The organism is Klebsiella michiganensis, assembly GCA_000963575.1.
In the GTDB taxonomy this organism is placed as follows: Bacteria; Pseudomonadota; Gammaproteobacteria; order Enterobacterales; family Enterobacteriaceae; genus Cedecea; species Cedecea michiganensis_A.
In genome coordinates this window covers 4,890,060-4,909,469 of sequence record CP011077.1, presented here as the reverse complement: position 1 = coordinate 4,909,469, position 19,410 = coordinate 4,890,060, and the positions used below count along the sequence as shown (strand labels likewise).

Here is a 19,410-nt window from a genome sequence, read left to right as displayed (position 1 = left end):
GTGCTGTTTGACAGCGAGCGCGTGAAGCTCACGCTCGCAAAAGGCGTTCGCGAGCAAAACAACAGGCGCGAAGCAGGGCTAACTCTGCAATTAGCGCTCCGGGGGGGCGTCTCCGGGCTTGAGGAACTGCACGCCCAGCTTTCCCATCTCCTGCAGGCGACCGAAGAGCTACAAACCCAGCAGCAGGCGCTGGAGCTTAATAATGGCTACGAAAAGCTGGTGGAACTTTACGGTGAGAAGCTGATCGGCGATGGCACGCTGGCGGCCCATGAACCAGCCGCAAGTTACAATGCGGATCCGGCAAGACTACACGCGACACAAAGCGGTTTGCTTCCGCCGGCTCAGCAGCGTGAGGTGGTGAACCAGGCTCGTCTGGCGCAGGCGCGGGACAGGTTAACGGACGAAGGCTGGCTGACCACGCATGATATCGCTTTGCTGGGCGGTTACTCGGCAAAGAATGTCTCTGCCCAGCCCACGCGCTGGAAGGCGGCCGGGAAAATCTTCTCGGTGATCAAACGTGGGGTGGGGAACGTTTACCCGCGCTATGGCCTCGATGAAAACTATCGCCCTCTGCCGGTAATGAAAGCCATTCTGGACACCTTCGCCCGGCACAAAACCGCCTGGGGCCTGGCCGAGTGGTTCGCAACGTCTAACGGCCTGCTGGCGGGCAAAACGCCAGCCGAAATGGTGTCTACTTATCCGGCTAATGTGCTTCAGGCTGCTGAATACGAGGTCAGGAGGCTGCAGGATGGCGCAGAGTGATGAGGCCAATACGAGCTCCGTTTTTGGTGAACCTGCTGCGCTTACCCCCGCTCTCCCTGAGCCTGGCGATGCTATTTCGATTTTTAAAGAGACCTTGCCAGCGGGCAAGGTGCTTTACCGCTGCCATGCCATGAGTTGGCCGGGAAACAGCTTTAATCCCGGGCGTGAATTGAGCAGCAACGATTACGGTGCAAGGTTCAGCCCTTTTAAAGATATGCGGGGGCGGTTGGTGCCGAGCCTGTATGCGGCGGACAGTGTGGCTGGCGCGCTGGCTGAAACGCTTTTTCACGATCTGATTGGCGGTGAGCGGCGAGGGTTTCTATCCATCAGGCCCTGGATTAAATGGGGCATGAGCCAGCTGGTGCTCAGGCGAGAGCTGACGTTAGTCACGCTGAAAACGGCAGACCTTTACCGGATGGGGTTATCAAAGCAGCTTTTTCTTCTCAGCGATCGGCCGATCTACCCGCAAACCCAGCGCTGGGCCCGCGCGATCCACCATCAGAACCCTGCTATTGACGGTATGGTGTGGAAATCCCGGCAGCACGATGACAGCAGCGCTTTTCTTTTCTATGGTGACAGAGTATTGCCCACGGATTTGGTGCTTCATCGTGAAGCCCGCGGGATATTTTCTGCGCCAGACGTCGTCAACGAGATAATGCAGATGGCGGACAGACTCGGCGTTGTGCTCAGCGACGAGTGATTCCTGCGGGGCGCGCTTCACACTCGGCATCACCATTCATTTTTTATTGCAATCCTCACTCCCCGCAAACGGTAAAAGCATGCTAAATATTAGTTTTCCTTCGCTAAGTAACGTGCCGCCGATGTTAAAGCCGACTCTTATTCTGGTTGCCCTCTCTTTCTGTGCCAGTTCGTTTGCTGCGCCGCAGGACGTTTTGCCGCCCACCTGGACCAGCCAGCTTGGGGTGGGGATGAACGTTGACTGGGCGTTAACAGAGCGAGGGATCCGCGAGTTTGACCCTCTGACGGTGCGTGACTTTCAGCAGCGCGGCTTTGGCCATGTCCGCATTCGCGTTGCAGGGCCGATAACTCATCAGAAACTGGTGCATTTACGGCGTATCGTTGATGCCTGCGAGCAGTACCATATCGTGCCGGTGATCAGCTACCGGGCAGCGGAGCTGAAAGCAAAGCCGACCGCTGAAAATGCGGAGGATATCGTAGAGTGGTGGACGACCGTTGCGCGTTTTTTTGCCAAAAATGATAATTCGCTGGTGTTCGACATCATCGGGCAGCCGGAAGAGAAACTCAGCGCCAACCCTCAGTTGCTTAACCAGATTTACGATAAAACCGTGAAGGCGATTCATAAAATCAGCCCTCAGCGCCATATCTTTGTTGCGCCACGCAATCACGCCTCTCCGGAAGCGCTGGCGACGCTTAAAATTCCTGAATCTCGCCACGGACTGGTAATGGCAGACTGGCACCTGATGCCGGGCGGCCCCAAAAACTGGAACGGTAAAACCTGGAACGGAAAAAACCAGTGGACGACGGGGACGGATGCGGAAAAAGCGGCTATTCATGCCCGCATCGAAACGGCCGTGCACTGGCAGCAAAAAACCGGCCACCTTTCATGGGTAGGTAACTGGTCTACTGGCAGTAAACTGCCGGTCGATCAGCAGGTTGCGATGGCGACATTTGTCGCCTGTGAGTTGCAAAAAGCGCAGATTCCGTATGCAGTCAACGGGGATGAAAAATTCTACGATGGGGAAGAGGGCGCCTGGCGGCCCGATATGGCGCCGCTGCTGGACGCTATTCTGAAGCCTCAGTGCCAGTAATTATCACTCAGCGTGAATTATCTGTTGCTGCATTTCGGGTAATTATGTATTTTTATGCACATTAACTGCATAAAAACATCATATATCCAGGGGCTTCTATGTTAACTAAAGCGATGAAATCAGTAGTGGCTGGCGGGTGTTTGCTCGCGGCATTGTTCAGTTCTGCCCAGGCGCTGGCACAAACCTACGTCGTGGGTTCCGGTGGCACCTACCGTCCGTTTGAATACGAAAACAGCCAGAAACAGCTGGAAGGTTTCGATATCGACATCATCAAAGCCATCGCCAAAGCTGAAGGGTTTGATATCAAGCTGGTTAACACGCCGTGGGAGGGTATCTTCGCCACGCTGAATTCCGGCGATCGCGACATCATCATTTCTGGCATCACCATTACCGACAAGCGTAAAGCGATGGTCGATTTCTCTACGCCGTATTTCCCGGCCGAGCAGTCCATCGTGGTGCCGACCGACTCTAAAGTCGATTCCGTTACCTCCCTGAAAGGCAAGAAAGTCGGCGTGGTTAACTCCAGCACCGGCGACATCGTGGTGTCCGACGTGTTGGGTAAAAACAGCACCGACATCAAGCGCTTTGACAACACCCCGCTGATGCTGCAGGAACTGACCGAAGATGGCATCGACGCCGCCGTGGGCGACGTGGGCGTGGTGAAGTACTACATCAAATCCCACCCGGAAAAACCGCTGAAGCTGGTGCCGGACAGCAAGTTTGAGCGCCAGTACTTCGGCATCGCGGTCGCCAAAGGCAACACCGAGCTGAAAGGCAAAATCGACGCCGGCCTGAAGAAAATCATCGCCGACGGCACCTACGCTAAAATTTACGCCACCTGGTTCGACAACAACGTTCCAACCCTCCCGGCAGAGTAATTATCAATCGGGGCCGCTCCGGCCCCAAAAAGGACAGGTATGACCGGATTTCGCTGGGAGATAATCTCAGAATACGCGCCGTTGTTTATGCAGGGCGCGCTGATGACCATCAAGTGCACCATTATCTGTGTGATTTTAGGCACAACCTGGGGGCTGCTGCTGGGGCTTGGCCGTATGGCTCACGCCGATGACGGCCCGTGGAGGCATGTGCTGCGTTATGCAGTACAGTGGCCGGTGCGCGTGTACGTCAGCGCATTTCGCGGCACGCCTCTGTTTGTGCAGATCATGGTGGTTCACTTTGCGCTGGTGCCGCTGTTTATTAACCCGCGCGACGGGATCATGATCACCAGCGGGATGATGTCTGTGGACTTTGCCCGCGATCTTCGCTCCGAATACGGGGCGTTTCTCTCCTGCGTGGTGGCTATCACCCTTAACGCCGGGGCCTATGTGTCCGAGATTTTCCGCGCCGGCATTCAGTCCATCGACAAAGGGCAGATGGAAGCGTCGCGCGCGCTGGGCATGGGCTGGGGCAAAACGATGCGCAAGGTTATCCTGCCGCAGGCGTTCCGCCGCATTCTGCCGCCGCTGGGCAACAACGCTATTGCCATTGTGAAAGACTCGTCGCTGGCGTCCGCCATCGGCCTCGCCGACCTGGCCTACGCGGCACGTACCGTTTCCGGCGCTTACGCGACCTACTGGGAACCGTACCTGACCATTTCCGTGGTGTACTGGGTGCTGACGTTCCTGCTTTCGCTGCTGGTGCAACATATGGAAAAGAGGTTTGGCAAAAGTGATTCACGTTAAGGATTTACAGAAACAGTTTGGCAAAACCCACGTACTGCGCGGCATCTCCTGTGATATCGCGCCTCAGGAAGTGGTTTGCGTGATCGGCCCTTCCGGCTCCGGTAAAAGTACGTTTCTGCGCTGCCTGAACGCGCTGGAAAAACCGGACGGCGGCGAAGTGATTGTGAATGGTTTCGCAGTTCATGACCCTAAAACCAACCTCAACACGCTGCGCGAAGGCGTGGGCATGGTGTTCCAGCGCTTTAACCTGTTCCCGCACATGACGGTGTTGGAAAACCTGATCATGGCACCCATGTCGCTGAAAGGGCTGTCAAAAGCGGAAGCGGTAAACCGGGCTGAAAAGCTGCTGCAAAAGGTGGGGCTGCTGGACAAAATCGACGCCTGGCCTTCGAGCCTTTCCGGCGGCCAACAGCAGCGCGTGGCGATTGCCCGTGCGCTGGCGATGGAGCCGTCGATAATCCTGTTCGACGAGCCAACCTCGGCGCTGGATCCTGAGCTTGTCGGTGAAGTGCTGGCGGTGATGAAACAGCTGGCGCAGGAAGGGATGACGATGATTATCGTGACCCACGAAATGGGCTTTGCCCGAGAAGTGGCGGACAGGGTTATCTTTATTGACCAGGGCGTGATTCAGGAACAAGGCGTGCCCGCGCAGATCTTTAGCGCGCCGCAAAACCCGCGAACTCAGGCTTTTCTCAGCAAGGTTCTGTAAAAAAAGGCGCGAAAGCGCCTTTTTTATTCATGCGAACTGGCGGATATTGCGGTCAATAAGCTGCAGCAGCTTCTGGTTATCCACGGTTTGCAGCAGCTTAACCGGTTTGCCCCGCGGAGCGTCAACGTTCACCGCCAGCCGCAAATGTTCCGGGCCATAGCGGAGGGTTCTGCCGCGGCTCAGCCCGCTCAGCGACACATCCACATAATCCTCCGTCCAGCTCACCAGTGCCGGCTCAAGCAGCCAGGCGACGGTCAGTACGTCGTGGATCCAGCAGCCTGGTAACTGGCGGGTCTGCATGGAAAAATCCATCCACGGGCGAATGGTGTCCACGAGAAAACGACTCAGGCGATTATCGCTGGTGGCCAGTGCATCCAGATCGCGGTGGGTCATCATGGTTTGGGTGGTGACGTCCATCGGCACCAGAACAATGTTGGCACCGCTGGTTAGCACGGCGTGGGCGGCCTCCGGGTCGACGCCAAAATTGGTGTCTTTCAGGTAACCGTCAACGTGAAAGACGCCGCCCATAATCACAATCTCTTCTACTGCGCTCGCCATCTGCGGGTAAAGCTGCAAAGCCAGCGCCACGTTGGTCAACGGGCCGATGGCGATCAGCGTGATTTTGCCAGGATTCGCACAGATAAGTTCGCCCATCTTATGCACCGCCAGCGGGGCCACTTCGGCCAGCATTTGCGGGGCAGTAACGTCCTTCCACAGGTGCCGGAGGCCCACTTTATCGACTTTATGATCCAGGTGCTCACGCCACGGTGCCGCAGGCTCAATCAGCGCTCGTGAAGCTCCCCGGGCGACCTCAACGGACATGCCCAGGCGCGCGACTAAATCAGACGCGACGGCGTAGCCCACCTCGCTTGGCGTATTGCCGGACACGGTAGTAATCAGTTCCAGAGAAATCTCCGGGGCCGCCAGCGCCAGGGCAAGGGCCAGGCCATCATCTACGTTAGCCCCCGCAACGCCGTTACCCGGATCGCAATCGATAATTAAACGCTTCATGTTACCTGTGACTTCCTGCTTGTGGTGAGGGAGCGGCAGCCGCAGGACTCGCCTATCTCCAGCTCAAAATCGAATTCATATTTATGCGGCTGCCCGTCCCACTTTTTCAGCATCTCGATGGCTTTCTTCGCCATCTGCGTAACGGGCTGGCGAACCGTCGTTAAAGAGGGAACGTTGAAGGCCGATTCCAGGGTGCCGTTAAAGCACACCAGGGCCAGGTCTTTTGGCGCGGAAAGCCCGTGTTCAGACAGCGCTCTCAGGCAGCCAAAGGCCTGCTGTTCATTGGTAGCAAACAGCGCCCGAGGTAATTCGCTGGCCAGCATTCGCTGTGTTGCATCGTACCCGCCCTGGCGGGTGTAATCCGTTGAAAAAATCCATTCAGGGCGCACGGCGAGGCCCGCTTCTTCCAGCGCCAGCCGCCAGCCGCTGATACGATCCTGAGTGTTCAGCATCTCCTGCGGCCCGCAAATAATGGCGATGTCACGATAGCCGTGCTCAATCAGATGACGGGTTGCGCGCCGGGCGGCGTGCTGCTCGTTAACCTGAATCGAGCAAACGTTCAGCTCAGGCTCAACTCTGTCCAGCATCACGCACGGCGTGCCGCTGGCCTGGATAAGATCGATGTAAGGATGCCTGTCGACGCTGGTATAAATCAGCCCGTCAACCTGGCGATGCAGCAGGTTATTGATAAGCTCCAGCTCACGGGCGCGGTCATCACCGGAATCGCCCAGCAACAGCACCCGGCCATCGGCAAACGCCTCCTGCTGAAGTGCATGCGCCATGGACGAGATAAACGGGTTGGCAATATTGGGAACGACTAAACCGTAGGTGCGCGTGGTGCCGCTGGCTAAAGCCCTGGCAATGCCGTTCGGGCGGTAGCCGGTTTTCTTGATGGCGGCGAGCACGCGCTCACGCGTAGCCTGCGCCACCGGGCGCGGGCCGTTGTTAATCACATAGCTGACGACCGCCACGGAAGTCCCTGCTTCTTTGGCGACTTCAGCGCGGGTAACGCGGTGTACTTGAGGCTTAGTCACTGAATACCTGCTTTATTTGGCTGGCGGGCGATAAACGGAGCCACAGCATAAAGCTTTGCTCCGTAAAAATCGCCGTCAACTCTGTGACAAATCAAATAGCGTCTTCCGGCAGATTGAGGTCGCGCCCTCGGGTCTCCGGGGCAAAGAAAGTGGTTACCAGCCCAATGCCCGCCATCACCGCGAAGTAGAGTGCGATTGGCCACCAGTGCCCGGTCCAGGAGAGCAGCGCGGCGGCAATCAGCGGCGCAGTTCCGCCGGAAAGCATTGACCCGAGCTCTTTTGCAAACGCCATCTTGGTATAGCGGTTCGTCACGCCGAAAAGCTCCACGCCCCAGGCGGCCTGGACGCCAAAAATCCCCAGCGAAGCCAGCCCCATCCCGACAACGATGGTTGGAATGACGATGGCGGGTTCACGCGAGTCCAGCAGCATAAAGGCCGGGAAAGCGTAGATAATCAGTAACAGGCAGAACCAGCGGTAAACGATACGGCGGCCAAAGCGGTCGGAGAGCCAGCCGGCGAAAGGAATAATGGCGAAGCCCAGCACCGAGGCGATAAGCACCGCCAGCGTCGGGACGGATTTATCCACCGCCAGCACCTTGGCAACGTAGCCGATAATAAAACCCTGGGCGAGATAAGAAGGGCCGTTTTCACCAATGCGTAGCCCGACCATGGTCCAGAAAGCGCGAGTGCGGCGCCAGAAGCCGCGCGGGTCTGCCTGCTGCTCGGCCAGCCCTTTTTCCCGTACCTGTTTACGCTGGGCTTCCAGTAGCGCTTTTTGACGCTCAAACACCGGGGTTTCGCGCAGATGCTGGCGAATAATCAAGGCGACAGCGGCAATCAACATGCTGCACAGGAACGGAATACGCCAGCCCCAGGCAAGCAGCGTCTCTTTATCCATCTGCAGCACCAGCAGCCAGGTCAGAGAAGCCAGCAGCGTGCCGCTGTTGGAGCCCAGCCCGATAATGGATGACACCAGACCGCGGCGTTTCACCGGCGCATATTCACCCAGCATCACGGTGCCGCCGGACAGCTCCGCGCCCGCGCCCAGCCCCTGGGCAAAACGCAGGATAACCAGACAGGTCGGCGCCCAGACGCCAATTTGTGCGTAGCTCGGGATCAGGCCAATGAGCGTGGTGGAGCAGCCCATTAACGCAATGGTAATGACCATCACCATTTTTCGACCGTAGCGGTCGCCCAGCCAGCCAAACAGCAGGGCACCTATTGGTCGGGCAACGAACCCAACGGAGTAAGCGGCAAAGCTGGAGAGCAGCGCCATGACAGGCGTGGCATCCGGGAAGAACACATCGCCAAAGATTATCCCGGCCGCCAGGCCATATAGCGCGAAGTCCGCGTATTCCATCGTGGTGCCAAGCCAGCAGGAGAAAGTGGCGCGAATAAAATCACGTTTGCCTTCCGGCGTGGCCAGGCGTTCTTCTGCCGCGTGTGGCGTATCAGCCGGAGGAGGGGAAAAAGTGCTTGTCGTCATTAGAATTCTCACAGAGAGCGAACGTTATCTGTCGGCGAAGATGCCATTTTTAATCATTTCTCGCAGTGTATCTACGCGCGTAGATTGATCAAATAATTAAACCGGAAGTGAGAGTAAGGTAACTAAATGACAAAAATATGACGGAAGGAATGCCCCTCACCCTAACCCTCTCCCCGGAAGGGAGAGGGGACAAAACGGTGGCCAGGGCAAGGCGTGAGTTTTCTCCCTCGCCCCTTTGGGGAGAGGACCGGGGTGAGGGGAAATATCAGCGAGCCTTCGCTAAATACTGCGCCATCTCGGCCTCAGGCACCATACCGCCCCCGGTGGCCCAGACCAAATGCGTCGCGTTATTAAGCTGCTGGGCGCTAAAGCCCTGCATCTCGTGGTAAGAGGCCGTGGCACAAACCCGCTGCGGCCCGGCCATGCCTGCCAGGGCCGAAGGCTCCAGGCGAATATTTTCTTCTTCTGCCAGCCCGCCAAGCATGTTGTACAACGTTTGATCGTCCACTGTATAGAAGCCGTCCAGCAGCCTTTGCATTGCTCTGCCGACAAAGCCGGAAGCCCGTCCTACGGCCAGGCCGTCGGCGGCGGTCAGGTTATCTATTCCGATATCCTGCACGGAAAGCGCATCATGCAGGCCGGTGTAAACGCCTAACAGCATGCAGGGGGAGTGAGTGGGCTCGGCAAAAATACAGTGAACGTGATCGCCGAAGGCCAGCTTCAGCCCAAATGCTACGCCACCGGGGCCGCCGCCGACGCCGCAGGGCAGATAGACGAACAAAGGATGCTGCTCATCAACGGCAATCGCCTGCCGTGAGAATTGGTCTTTCAGTCGTTGCCCGGCGACGGCGTAACCCAGGAACAGCGTGCGGGAGTTTTCATCATCGATAAAGAAACAGTTGGCGTCCGCCTCGGCGGCTTTTCGCCCCTGCTCAACGGCGACGCCGTAATCTTCGGCGTATTCAACCACCTCAACGCCATGGCTGCGCAGTTTGGCTTTTTTCCATTCGCGGGCGTCGGCGGACATATGCACCGTGACGCGGAAGCCAATCCGGGCGCTGATGATGCCAATCGACAGACCCAGGTTGCCGGTAGAGCCCACGGCGATGCTGTAGCGGCTGAAAAACTCGCGTAATTCAGGGGACAGCAGCCGGCTGTAGTCATCTTCAAGGCTAAGTAACCCGGCCTCGATGGCCAGTTTTTCCGCGTGAGTCAGGACTTCATAAATGCCCCCGCGAGCCTTAATCGAGCCGGAAATAGGCAGATGGCTGTCTTTTTTCAGCCACAGATTGCCGCAGAGTTTCTTCCCATTTTCTTTTTCCAGCCGCTTTTGCATCGCCGGAATGGCGGCCAGCTCTGACTCGATAATACCGCCGGTTGCTGCGGTTTCCGGGAAGGCTTTCGCCAGATAAGGCGCAAAGCGAGCCAGCCGGGCGTGCGCTTCTTTCACGTCCTGCCCGGTCAGGCCAACATGCGGTAAGCCTTCGGCAAGAGTGGTCGTTCCTGGGTTAAACCAGGTCGTTTCGTTCAGGGCGGTAAGCTCGCTGAGCAGCGGGAATTTTTCGGTTAACGTGTGTAATTCTGTCGATTTCATAACGAGCCTCCTGGCGCTCAGATGATAAAGGAAAGCAGGAATGTGCCAGCCAGTGCAACTAAAGAAGCGATGAATGTCGCCGTGGTGTAGTACTTAAAGGTTTCATGGAGCGTGGCGCCGCAGTATTGCTTCACCAGCCAGAACAGCGAGTCGGTCACAATGGTGCAGCCGATAGCGCCGGAGCCAATGGCGAGCGTAACAATCTCGGGGCTGACGTTGGGATAGAGCGGCAGCAGCGGGGCAACGATAGCCGTGGCGCCCATCATCGCCACGGTGGCGGAGCCGACGGCGGCGTGAAGAATAAGCGCAACCAGCCAGGCGAGCAGGATCGGGTGCAGATGCAGGCTGGAAAGGCTCAGCGCGAGGCTGTCGGCCATGCCGCTGGCCTTGAGGATGGCGTTAAACGCGCCGCCGGCCCCGATAATCATCAGGATATTCGCAATGGAGCCAAAGCCATTTTCGGTGTGGCTCAGCAGCGTAGCGATACTCATGTGCTGGCGCAGGCCCAGCAGATAATAGGCCACGAAAACGGCGATAAACATGGCGGTAATCGGGTTGCCGATGAACTCCAGCGCGGTATATGTCGTGCTGCCCGGCGTCATGTTTAGTTCCGCGAGCGTTTTCGCCAGCATCAGGAAAATAGGCAGCAGCACGGTAAACAGCGTGGCGCTCAAAGACGGCAGAGAAGCCGCGTCTCGCGTTTGCAGATCCGAAAATTCAGCGGGAACGGATTTAAACGGCAGGCGATTGCCCAGGCACTTCAGGAAGAGCGGGCCACCTACCAGAGACGCCAGCAGGCCAACTGCTAAGCCATACACAATCACGGTGCCTACGTCAGCGCCGAGTTTGTTGGTCACGAACAGCGCCGCCGGGTGGGGGGGCACCACGCAGTGAACCGCCATCAGCGCGGTACACAGCGGGATCGCCAGTTTCAGCAAAGAAATGTGGGTCTTTTTGGCGATGGAAAAGGCCAGCGGGATCAGTAGCACCACGCCAACCTCAACGAACAGCGTAATGCCGCAAATCAGCCCGACCAGCACCATAATCACGTCGGCGGAGAGCCAGCGGCAGCGCTGCAGCGCCAGGCCAATACGCTCAGCGGCACCGGAGACTTCCATCATTTTTCCCAAAATGGTGCCCAGCCCGATGACCGCGGCTAAAAAGCCCAGCGTGCCGCCGATGCCGCTTTCCACCGCGTTGACCATCTCTAGCGGGCCCATGCCCATCATTACGCCGACGAAAAAGCTCGCCAGCAGCAGCGCGAGGAAAGGATGAAGCTTCAGTTTTACGATGGTCAGCACGATTAAAATTATGCTGGCAAGCAGCGTACCCACCACCCAGATTTGCGATCCCATTAGTTATCCTCCAGTGCATCATTGCGGGCTATTGGATAAAAATGCGCCTGGGCTGACAAACGATAAAACTGGCCTTTCACATGAACTAAATTGAACCAACAGGGTGATTTGCGTCGGAATAAGGCGATGAATTGTGTTTCAGGTTCGGTTTTCTTCAACTAAATGCTGCTGGTTAGTCGTGGATTTTTTAAACTTGGCTGCTGGAATTGAGAAGGAGGTCACGATGGAAACGTCACGCGAAGGGCGCAATCGGTTATTAAACGGCTGGCAGCTGTCGAAGCTGTACACCTTTGAGGTGGCGGCGCGCCATCAATCTTTTGCGCTGGCGGCGGATGAACTGTCGCTGAGCCCTAGCGCCGTTAGCCACCGAATAAACCAGCTGGAAGAGGAGCTGGGGATCCAGCTTTTTGTTCGCTCGCACCGTAAAGTGGAGCTGACGCATGAAGGCAAGCGGGTGTTCTGGGCGCTGAAATCGTCTCTGGATACGTTGAATCAGGAGATTCTGGATATCAAAAACCAGGAACTCTCCGGCACGCTGACCCTGTACTCAAGGCCGTCGATTGCCCAGTGCTGGCTGGTGCCTGCGCTGGAGGATTTTACCCAGCGCTACCCCTCTATTTCGTTAACCATTCTGACCGGGAACGACAACCTGAATTTACAGCGCGCAGGCATCGATCTGGCGCTCTATTTTGACGATGCACCGTCCTCGCAGCTGAGCCACCATTTCCTGATGGATGAGGCGATTTTGCCGGTTTGCAGCCCGGAGTATGCCCGCCGCTTTGAGCTTCATTCCCGGCCTTCTCAGCTCCGCCACTGCACTTTGCTGCACGACCGGCAGGCGTGGAGCAATGATTCCGGCACCGACGAGTGGTACAGCTGGGCGCAGCAGTTTGGCATTGAGCTACCCACCTCGACGGGCATAGGCTTCGATCGCTCTGACCTGGCGGTGATTGCCGCGATGAACCACGTTGGCGTGGCGATGGGGCGAAAAAGGCTGGTGCAGAAGCGGCTGGAGCGGGGCGAACTCATCGCCCCTTTTGGGGATAAAACGTTGAAATGCCATCAGCATTACTACATTTCGACCCTTGCTGGCCGACAATGGCCGAAGATTGACGCTTTTATCAACTGGCTTAAAGCCCTGGCCGAAGAGGCAAAATAACTTACACCGCCTCGCCGTGATGCTGGAAACGCTGCGCCAGCGGCAGCCAGCAGCACAGGATCAGCACGCCCATCGCCGTCATCAGCATCCCGATGCTGTATTGCCCGGTTTGCGGCATCAGGGCGGAGAACCAGGCCATCACGCCGGAGCCGATGTTTTGCAGGCCGCCAACCAGCGCGCCCGCGGTACCGGCGAGGAACGGGAACGGCTCCATCGCGCCGCTGGTCGCCAGCGGGAACAACATGCCTGCGCCGAAGAAGAACAGTGCCGCAGGTACCAATAAAGTCCAGATATTCATGATGCCGAACCAGCCGGGGATCCACATCAAAATACCGGCGAACAGGCAGCTTAATACCGCCTGCCACATCAGACTGGAGAAACGCACGTTCTGGCGGCCCGCATACCAGGAGCCAAAAAACGCCGCCGGAATTGGCAGAATAAACAGGATGCTCACCACTACGCCGTTCAGGCCGAGTACGCCGCCCATCAGCACGCCGGAGCAGGCTTCAAACACCGCCACGCCCGCCAGGCCACCGACCAGCATCAGTAGATAGCAGTTAAAGGAGATATTGGCGAGCAGCATTTTGTAGCTGCGCATCAGGCGCGGCGGCGCGGCATCTGCCGGGCGGGTTTCCGGCAGCCAACGCCACATGGAAAACGCCACAATGGCGCACAGCAGCAGCAGGAAGCCGTAGCAGGCGCGCCAGCCCCAGACGCTGTCCAGCATCCCGCCAATAACCGGTGCCAGCAGCGGGCTAACCAGAATCCCCATGTTCAGCAGGCTGTTGGCCTGGCGTAAATCGCCGCCTTCGTAAAGGTCGCGCGGCATGGTTCTTGCCATCACTCCGGCCACCCCGGTGCCCATGCCCTGCAGGGCGCTCGCCAGCACCAGAATATGCAAATTAGTGGTAAACAGCGCGCCGAGCGTGGCCAGCATGAAAATCACCATGCCGGCGAGGATCACCGGGCGGCGGCCAATGCGGTCGGAAAGCGGGCCATAAAACAGCTGCGACACGCCGTAGGTAAACAAATAGGCCGCCATCACGCGCTGAATTGCGCCGCTGCGCACGCCCATTTCATGAGCCATATCGGGAATAGAAGGAATATAAATCGTCTGTGTCATCTGCCCGACAGCAACCAGCAGAATCAACATCATCAGCAGGTGGATATTGGCTAACTTTCTCATGGCGTCCGATCGTTTACCTGAAAAAAGAGAGAGGCTTCGCAGCGTATTTTGCTGTGTATGTTTTGAAAACGAGAGGAATCTATCACAACCTTGGCAATAATCCAGATGATGAGGCTGTTTTAACAACAGATTTACGTGTTCGTTTGTAAAGCGAAAGCGGCAATTTTTATTGCCACCAAATGCCCTTTTTTGCCCCGCAACGGTGCAATTCTCGTTAACCCTTGGGGAATTACATTTGTTTACAGGTTAAATACAAATACGTATATTTCTCATCCGCATTTAATGATGCGCGTCTTTATAAAAATCAAAGAAGTGCCGGCCACGGAAAACGCCGCTGCACTGCAAAAAATGAGGGTTTAACATGGCATTTGTTAACTTCTCCAGGGAACGGTTCACGTTACGGGCAGGCGGCCCATCACTGCTGGCGGCGGCCATTGCGCTGGCGCTGCTTCCTTCTTCGCAGGCAGAAGACACCATCACGGTGAATAGCCAGGCGGATAATCCGCTGGCAGGGCAAGAACAGGATTACAGCGTCAAAACCACCACCACCGGCACCAAACTGCTGTTGGTTCCACGCGATATTCCGCAATCCGTCAGCGTCATCAGCCAGCAGCGTATACAGGATCAGAATCTGCAAACCATTGGTGAGGTGCTGGATAACACCACCGGTATCAGCACCAAACTGGTGGACAGCAGCCGTGCCACTTATTTTGCGCGCGGCTTCTTTATCAGCAACTACGCCTACGACGACATGCCCACTCAGGTTAGCGACGTCTGGGACTTCGGCGATACTGGTTCGGATACCGCCGTGTTTGAAAATATTGAAGTGGTGCGCGGCGCGGCGGGGCTGATGAGCGGCAGCGGAAACCCTTCGGCGTACATCAATATGGTGCGCAAGCACGCCGACAGTCGCGAATTTAAAGGCAACGTGTCCGCCAGCTACGGCAGCTGGGACAAGCAACGCTATGTGGCGGATCTCTCCGCGCCGCTCAGCGAGTCCGGGAATGTGCGGGGCCGCGTGGTTACCGGCTACCAGGACAACGACACCTGGCTGGACAAAAGCCATTCCCGCAAGAAATTCATCTACGGCGTGGTGGATGCTGATGTGACAGACTCCACTACGCTCTCCGTTGGCTACGACTATCAGGAAAGTAACGACGACAGCCCGACCTGGGGCGGCCTGCCCACCTGGTATGCCGACGGCAGCCGGACGCACTTCAGCCGCAGCGCCACCACCTCACCGGACTGGGCTTATTCCAACAAAGACGCCACCAAAGTGTTTGCCAACCTGGTCCAGCGCTTTGATAACGGCTGGGAAGCGCGCATTAATACTCTGCACGCTGAAACCAATTTCGATTCGAAGCTGATGTACGTCACCGGCTTCCCGGATAAAGTGACCGGCGCGGGTACCAGCGCGTACGGTGGCTGGAACCGGGGCGAGCGTAAACAGGATTCGGTTGATGCGTTTGTACGCGGTGGCTTTGACCTGTTTGGTCGCCAGCACGAGTTGATGTTCGGGGGCAGCTACAGCCGCCAGCGCAATCACTATGACAATGCCATGCCGAACACCGGATTGCCTTACGGCGGTATCGCGATGGACAGCTTCTACAGCAACGTCGCGGACCCGAGCTGGTCTGCCTTCTCGCTTTACAGCAAAGACGTGGTACGCCAGCAGGCCGCCTACACCGCAGCGCGTTTCTCGCTGGCCGACCCGCTGCACCTGATTGTGGGGGCCCGCTATACCGAATGGGATGCAGACTACAGCCCGTCAACCGCCCCGCAAACCAGCCTGAACAGCAAAAAGCATGACGTGACGCCGTATGCGGGCCTGGTTTACGACATCAATGACACCTGGTCGGCCTACACCAGCTACACTTCCATCTTCCAGCCGACCGACAAGCGCGACGTTAACGGCGATTATCTCGACCCCACCACCGGGAAGAGCTATGAAGCGGGCGTGAAAGCAGACTGGTTTAATACGCGCCTGACCACCTCCCTGGCGGTATTCCGCATCGAACAGGATAAAGTTGCCCAGTCCCTTGGCACGCCGGTTAACGGCAATCCGGGCGAAACGGCGTATAAATCCGTGGACGGCACCGTGAGCCGCGGCGTGGAGTTCGAGCTGAACGGCGCGCTGACCGATAACTGGCAGCTCACCTTCGGGGCTTCTCGCTACGTGGCGGATGACAATACCGGTGAGGCGGTGAACTCTGACCAGCCGCGTACCACCCTGAAGCTGTTTACCCGCTACCAGCTGCCGATGTTGCCGGAAGTGACCGTGGGCGGCGGCGTGAACTGGCAGGGTAAAACCTGGCAGGATGCCTACGGCCCGAACGGCAACACCCGCATCAAACAGGGCAGCTTCGCGCGGGTGGACCTCTTCACCCGCTACCAGGTGACGAAAAACTTCGCCGTACAGGGCAACATCAACAACCTGTTCGACAAAGAATATGAATCCTGGCTCTCCGACTATGTGGTTTATGGCGCCCCGCGCAGCTTCTCGCTGACGGCAAACTATAGCTTCTAAGCCAGTATGCTGAATAAAACGACTTTACATTCTTGAGGGCGGACAAAGAGGGGAAACGTAGTTTTCCCCTCTTTCTGACGATGCGGCTTTTCTTGTGTAGGTTAAATAGTCTGAAGAGCGTCTGGCAGCGACTGGTAGTAGGCCGACTTCAGTAACGCCTGCGCGAGGTCCCTTTTGTTTTGAGAATCGAAATAGCCGTAATTAATTTTGCTCGCCAGCGGCAGGCCGGTATTTCGCATCATGAAGTAATCCATATTGCCAGACCCCAGTTTTGGCGCACGGTAGTTATCCAGCAGTCCTTGCCCCTGTAAATCGAAATTCTCCGTTACCTGAAATGCTTTTTGATAAATAGCCTGAAGCAGGATACCGAGATGGAAATTATTCGGGTGACTTACGGTCGTGAAGCAATCAACGTTATTGCTCAACTGCTCGAAATAAACCTCCGAATAGTCGAAGAAAAGTTTTCCTGTCTGGTAGAGGGTGCGGTATTTCTGTGCATCCTCCCTGAGCATCTCCAGCTGCTTGTCCCTGGAGGATATGGTGTCATGGTAATGATAAACAGCATGTTTCTGCGGAATACCCGACAAATAAAGATGTAAAAAGCGGTAGTCGACGTACACCATGAGATCCGGCAACGGCCGATCGAAATAGCCCAGTTGCGGCGTTGAAACGCGGGACTCGAGCGTAGGGACAAGGCTAAGGTCAAAATACTTGCTCAGCGTGGCGGTAGAAAATGCGCCCCACTTTTCTGTGTGGTATTGCATAAAAATTAAATCACAGCTTTCCAGCTCATGATAAAAATTAATAACGTTTTCTTTTTCCTGAAGTTTATAAATTGGTGTGTTAAAAATGTAGTCGATTCTGTCACGGTGCAGACTTTCAATACTTTTAATCAGATCGCCCAGAATCTCTAGCTGACAGTTACCAATTAAAGCGAGTCTCATTGTTATTCCTTATCAGGGAGCTTTGAGGCTTATCATGCATGAGGGCAGGCTGGTTCAATCAGACAAAAAGCCACCTACAATTGCAGAATAAGCGTTATGAATTCGCTGCTCTTTCCCGCGCCAGCGCCAGGAAAGCGGCCAGCCCGGCAGAGGGGTGCCGCCTGCCGGAATAGTAAAGGCAAAGCCCCGGGAAGGGCTGCGTCCACGCTTCCAGCAGGCGAACCAGCTTGCCGGAGTGGATTTCGTCGGCGACGTTTTGCTCCATAAAAAAGCCAATCCCGATACCTTCCAACACCGCCTCCCGCGCCAGGGAGGCTTCGTCCAGCGTCAGCGGGCCGCGCACATCAATGGGTGCGACTTCGCCGCATTTTTCCAGATGCCAGCGGTAGAGAGAGCCGTCCGGCAGTCGGACGCGAATACAGGGGTGATTCAGCAGGTCGCCCGGCGTTAGCGGCGTGCCGTGCTCCGCCAGATAAGCTGGAGACGCGACAACGGCGAAGCGCTGTGGCTGCCCAAGCGAGAGAGCAATCATATCGGCAGGCACCAGCCCGGCCACGCGCACGCCAAGATCGAAACCTTCGGCAACGATATCAACCAGCTTTCCTTCAGTAACTATATCGATCTGCATCTCCGGATAGCGGCGTAAAAACTCAAAAACCAGCGAAGAAAGCACCTGACGAGCGGCAAACGGCGGGGCATTGATACGCAGCACACCGGACGGGGTATCGCGGTGCGCCCGCACGCTCTCAAGGGCGTCGTTCAGCCCCTGAAGAGACGGCCCAACTCTCTCGATAAAGAGTCTCCCGGCCTCCGTCAGCGATACGCTGCGGGTGGTGCGGTTGAACAGGCGCACGCCAAGCTCGGCCTCAAATTTTGCCAGCGTATGGCTGAGCGCCGTGGTTGAAACGCCCAGATCGATAGCCGCCGCGCGGAAAGATCCCCGGCGGGCGATGGTCTGCACGGCTTCGATATCGCCGAGGGCTATACGCGCCATTGTCCCGATTCCTTCATCATTTCATCCCAATTTGTCCCAATTGTTTAAATTATACCGCGTTCTTAGAGTAGTGATACGGCAGGTAAATCGACTTTCTGGAGAACGTAACATGACTGACTTTTTGACGCTGAAAGGCAAGAGAGCGCTGGTCACGTCCGGCACGAAGGGCGCCGGTGCGGCGACCGTAGCGCTGTTCCGCGAGCTGGGCGCGCAGGTGATGACCGTGGCTCGCCATGCCCCTGAAAATGCTAGAGACGACGAGTTCGTGGCGGCAGATCTCGCCACGCGTGAGGGCTGCGAACAGCTGGTAAAAGCCGTGCAGGCGCGGTTTGGCGGCGTGGATATCATTGTGCATATGCTCGGCGGCTCATCGTCCCCGGCCGGAGGCTATGCGGCACTTGACGAAGAGCAGTGGCAGCGCGAACTGGCGCTTAACCTTTTCCCGGCGGTGCGGCTGGACAGGGCGCTGTTACCGGGCATGACGGCGCAGGGTTCAGGCGTGATTGTCCATGTCTCTTCCATTCAGCGAATTTTACCGTTGCCGGAGGCAACCACGGCCTATGCTGCGGCCAAGGCGGCGCTTTCCGCCTACAGTAAAAGCTTGTCGAAAGAGGTTTCTCCGCAGGGTGTGCGGGTGCTGCGCGTGGCGCCGGGCTGGATTGAAACCGAGGCCTCTGTCCGCCTGGCTGAGCGGCTGGCGCTGCAGGCGGGCACGGATTATGAAGGTGGCAAGCAAATCATTATGGATTCACTGGGCGGGATCCCGCTTGGCCGCCCGGCGAAGCCTGCTGAAGTGGCTAATCTGATAGCCTTCCTGGCCTCAGAGCGTGCCGCCGCGATTACCGGCACGGAATACATTATTGACGGCGGGACGGTGCCAACCGTTTAGAAGTGCACCGGCTGGCCGAAGCCGTCACCGCTGTCGGTGCTGTTATCCCTGCGCCCTCTGGCTTCCAGCTGGTCGGCGCGGATGCGGTCGCGGATGTCCTGGCGCTGTTCCGGCGTCAGGTAGCGGCTGTTGTAGTAGGGATCGGGCCACGGGGAGCGCATAAAGCTGTCGTCCAGCCGCTGCCTGTCCTGGCGGTCCATCCCTGAATTGTCCGATGAGGAACAGGCCGCGAGCAGCAGCGAAGCCAGCAGAACAAGTGCATATTTAGAGGCCATTTTTCTTCCTGAA

Annotated in this window: 18 protein-coding genes; 9 read left to right on the top strand and 9 right to left on the bottom strand. The window is 57.0% G+C overall.

What is annotated here, in order from left to right; translation table 11 throughout:
- The first annotated feature begins 354 nt into the window (after positions 1-354).
- From VW41_22855 to VW41_22830, 6 genes are all read left to right on the top strand, one after another.
- Positions 355-762: a hypothetical protein gene (locus VW41_22855; protein AJZ92062.1), complete on the top strand. Its 408-nt coding sequence runs from the start codon at positions 355-357 to the stop codon at positions 760-762.
- Positions 749-1,462, top strand: a complete 714-nt coding sequence (locus tag VW41_22850) for a hypothetical protein (protein AJZ91658.1) — start codon at positions 749-751, stop codon at positions 1,460-1,462. The genes VW41_22855 and VW41_22850 overlap by 14 nt, the downstream gene beginning before the upstream one ends.
- A gap of 121 nt (positions 1,463-1,583) precedes the next feature.
- Complete coding sequence (locus VW41_22845) at positions 1,584-2,552, top strand: periplasmic protein (GenBank protein ID AJZ92061.1); 969 nt, start codon at positions 1,584-1,586, stop codon at positions 2,550-2,552.
- A 98-nt stretch (positions 2,553-2,650) separates the two neighbouring features.
- Positions 2,651-3,430, top strand: coding sequence for an ABC transporter substrate-binding protein (locus VW41_22840; protein ID AJZ91657.1), 780 nt, complete (start codon positions 2,651-2,653; stop codon positions 3,428-3,430).
- A 39-nt stretch (positions 3,431-3,469) separates the two neighbouring features.
- Positions 3,470-4,234 carry an amino acid ABC transporter permease gene (locus VW41_22835; GenBank protein AJZ91656.1) on the top strand — a complete coding sequence of 255 codons (765 nt, stop codon included), beginning with the start codon at positions 3,470-3,472 and terminating at the stop codon, positions 4,232-4,234.
- A complete protein-coding gene (locus tag VW41_22830; GenBank protein ID AJZ92060.1) occupies positions 4,221-4,943 on the top strand; it encodes an amino acid ABC transporter ATPase in 723 nt (240 codons plus the stop codon). The genes VW41_22835 and VW41_22830 overlap by 14 nt, the downstream gene beginning before the upstream one ends.
- 27 nt (positions 4,944-4,970) lie before the next feature.
- On the opposite strand, the gene VW41_22825 is transcribed toward VW41_22830, so the two are convergent.
- The 5 genes from VW41_22825 to VW41_22805 all read right to left on the bottom strand — a co-directional run bounded on the left by VW41_22825 (position 4,971) and on the right by VW41_22805 (position 11,423).
- Complete coding sequence (locus VW41_22825) at positions 4,971-5,954, bottom strand: hydrolase (protein ID AJZ91655.1); 984 nt, start codon at positions 5,952-5,954, stop codon at positions 4,971-4,973.
- Complete coding sequence (locus VW41_22820) at positions 5,951-6,988, bottom strand: LacI family transcriptional regulator (GenBank protein ID AJZ91654.1); 1,038 nt, start codon at positions 6,986-6,988, stop codon at positions 5,951-5,953. The genes VW41_22825 and VW41_22820 overlap by 4 nt, the downstream gene beginning before the upstream one ends.
- Before the next feature lie 91 nt (positions 6,989-7,079).
- Positions 7,080-8,474: an MFS transporter gene (locus tag VW41_22815; GenBank protein AJZ91653.1), complete on the bottom strand. Its 1,395-nt coding sequence runs from the start codon at positions 8,472-8,474 to the stop codon at positions 7,080-7,082.
- Between the two features lie 265 nt (positions 8,475-8,739).
- The gene (locus VW41_22810) at positions 8,740-10,068 is read right to left on the bottom strand and encodes a D-serine dehydratase (protein AJZ91652.1); all 1,329 of its coding nucleotides are present in this window, start codon (positions 10,066-10,068) and stop codon (positions 8,740-8,742) included.
- A 17-nt stretch (positions 10,069-10,085) separates the two neighbouring features.
- Positions 10,086-11,423 carry a DsdX permease gene (locus VW41_22805; GenBank protein AJZ91651.1) on the bottom strand — a complete coding sequence of 446 codons (1,338 nt, stop codon included), beginning with the start codon at positions 11,421-11,423 and terminating at the stop codon, positions 10,086-10,088.
- 223 nt (positions 11,424-11,646) lie between these two features.
- On the opposite strand from VW41_22805, the gene VW41_22800 reads away from it, so the two are divergent.
- Positions 11,647-12,582 (top strand): transcriptional regulator, encoded by a 936-nt coding sequence (locus VW41_22800; protein AJZ91650.1) that lies wholly within the window; start codon positions 11,647-11,649, stop codon positions 12,580-12,582.
- A 1-nt stretch (position 12,583) separates the two neighbouring features.
- Here the strand turns inward: VW41_22800 and emrD are convergent, their stop codons facing one another.
- Complete coding sequence (gene emrD, locus VW41_22795; GenBank protein ID AJZ91649.1) at positions 12,584-13,768, bottom strand: multidrug resistance protein D; 1,185 nt, start codon at positions 13,766-13,768, stop codon at positions 12,584-12,586.
- Between the two features lie 361 nt (positions 13,769-14,129).
- On the opposite strand from emrD, the gene VW41_22790 reads away from it, so the two are divergent.
- Positions 14,130-16,295, top strand: coding sequence for a ferric-rhodotorulic acid transporter (locus VW41_22790; protein ID AJZ91648.1), 2,166 nt, complete (start codon positions 14,130-14,132; stop codon positions 16,293-16,295).
- A gap of 101 nt (positions 16,296-16,396) precedes the next feature.
- Here VW41_22790 and VW41_22785 read toward each other — a convergent pair whose 3' ends face one another.
- Together VW41_22785 and VW41_22780 are read right to left on the bottom strand one after the other, a co-directional pair.
- Entirely contained in the window at positions 16,397-17,239 is an 843-nt protein-coding gene (locus VW41_22785) for a hypothetical protein (protein AJZ91647.1), read from the bottom strand.
- A gap of 94 nt (positions 17,240-17,333) precedes the next feature.
- Entirely contained in the window at positions 17,334-18,233 is a 900-nt protein-coding gene (locus tag VW41_22780; protein AJZ91646.1) for a LysR family transcriptional regulator, read from the bottom strand.
- A 109-nt stretch (positions 18,234-18,342) separates the two neighbouring features.
- Here VW41_22780 and VW41_22775 point away from each other — a divergent pair, with 109 nt between their 5' ends.
- Positions 18,343-19,122, top strand: a complete 780-nt coding sequence (locus VW41_22775; protein ID AJZ91645.1) for a short-chain dehydrogenase — start codon at positions 18,343-18,345, stop codon at positions 19,120-19,122.
- On the opposite strand, the gene VW41_22770 is transcribed toward VW41_22775, so the two are convergent.
- On the bottom strand, positions 19,119-19,397 hold the full coding sequence (locus VW41_22770) for a hypothetical protein (protein AJZ91644.1): 279 nt from the start codon (positions 19,395-19,397) through the stop codon (positions 19,119-19,121). The genes VW41_22775 and VW41_22770 overlap by 4 nt on opposite strands.
- Between the last annotated feature and the right edge of the window lie 13 nt (positions 19,398-19,410).

What these genes read in the sequence shown, in the direction of transcription:
- VW41_22850 (AJZ91658.1), top strand. Translation starts at nt 749, where the DNA reads ATGGCGCAGAGTGATGAGGCCAATACGAGCTCCGTTTTTGGTGAACCT.
- VW41_22845 (AJZ92061.1), top strand. Translation starts at nt 1,584, where the DNA reads ATGTTAAAGCCGACTCTTATTCTGGTTGCCCTCTCTTTCTGTGCCAGT.
- VW41_22840 (AJZ91657.1), top strand. Translation starts at nt 2,651, where the DNA reads ATGTTAACTAAAGCGATGAAATCAGTAGTGGCTGGCGGGTGTTTGCTC.
- VW41_22835 (AJZ91656.1), top strand. Translation starts at nt 3,470, where the DNA reads ATGACCGGATTTCGCTGGGAGATAATCTCAGAATACGCGCCGTTGTTT.
- VW41_22825 (AJZ91655.1), bottom strand. Translation starts at nt 5,954, where the DNA reads ATGAAGCGTTTAATTATCGATTGCGATCCGGGTAACGGCGTTGCGGGG.
- VW41_22815 (AJZ91653.1), bottom strand. Translation starts at nt 8,474, where the DNA reads ATGACGACAAGCACTTTTTCCCCTCCTCCGGCTGATACGCCACACGCG.
- VW41_22810 (AJZ91652.1), bottom strand. Translation starts at nt 10,068, where the DNA reads ATGAAATCGACAGAATTACACACGTTAACCGAAAAATTCCCGCTGCTC.
- VW41_22805 (AJZ91651.1), bottom strand. Translation starts at nt 11,423, where the DNA reads ATGGGATCGCAAATCTGGGTGGTGGGTACGCTGCTTGCCAGCATAATT.
- VW41_22800 (AJZ91650.1), top strand. Translation starts at nt 11,647, where the DNA reads ATGGAAACGTCACGCGAAGGGCGCAATCGGTTATTAAACGGCTGGCAG.
- emrD (AJZ91649.1), bottom strand. Translation starts at nt 13,768, where the DNA reads ATGAGAAAGTTAGCCAATATCCACCTGCTGATGATGTTGATTCTGCTG.
- VW41_22790 (AJZ91648.1), top strand. Translation starts at nt 14,130, where the DNA reads ATGGCATTTGTTAACTTCTCCAGGGAACGGTTCACGTTACGGGCAGGC.
- VW41_22785 (AJZ91647.1), bottom strand. Translation starts at nt 17,239, where the DNA reads ATGAGACTCGCTTTAATTGGTAACTGTCAGCTAGAGATTCTGGGCGAT.
- VW41_22780 (AJZ91646.1), bottom strand. Translation starts at nt 18,233, where the DNA reads ATGGCGCGTATAGCCCTCGGCGATATCGAAGCCGTGCAGACCATCGCC.
- VW41_22775 (AJZ91645.1), top strand. Translation starts at nt 18,343, where the DNA reads ATGACTGACTTTTTGACGCTGAAAGGCAAGAGAGCGCTGGTCACGTCC.
- VW41_22770 (AJZ91644.1), bottom strand. Translation starts at nt 19,397, where the DNA reads ATGGCCTCTAAATATGCACTTGTTCTGCTGGCTTCGCTGCTGCTCGCG.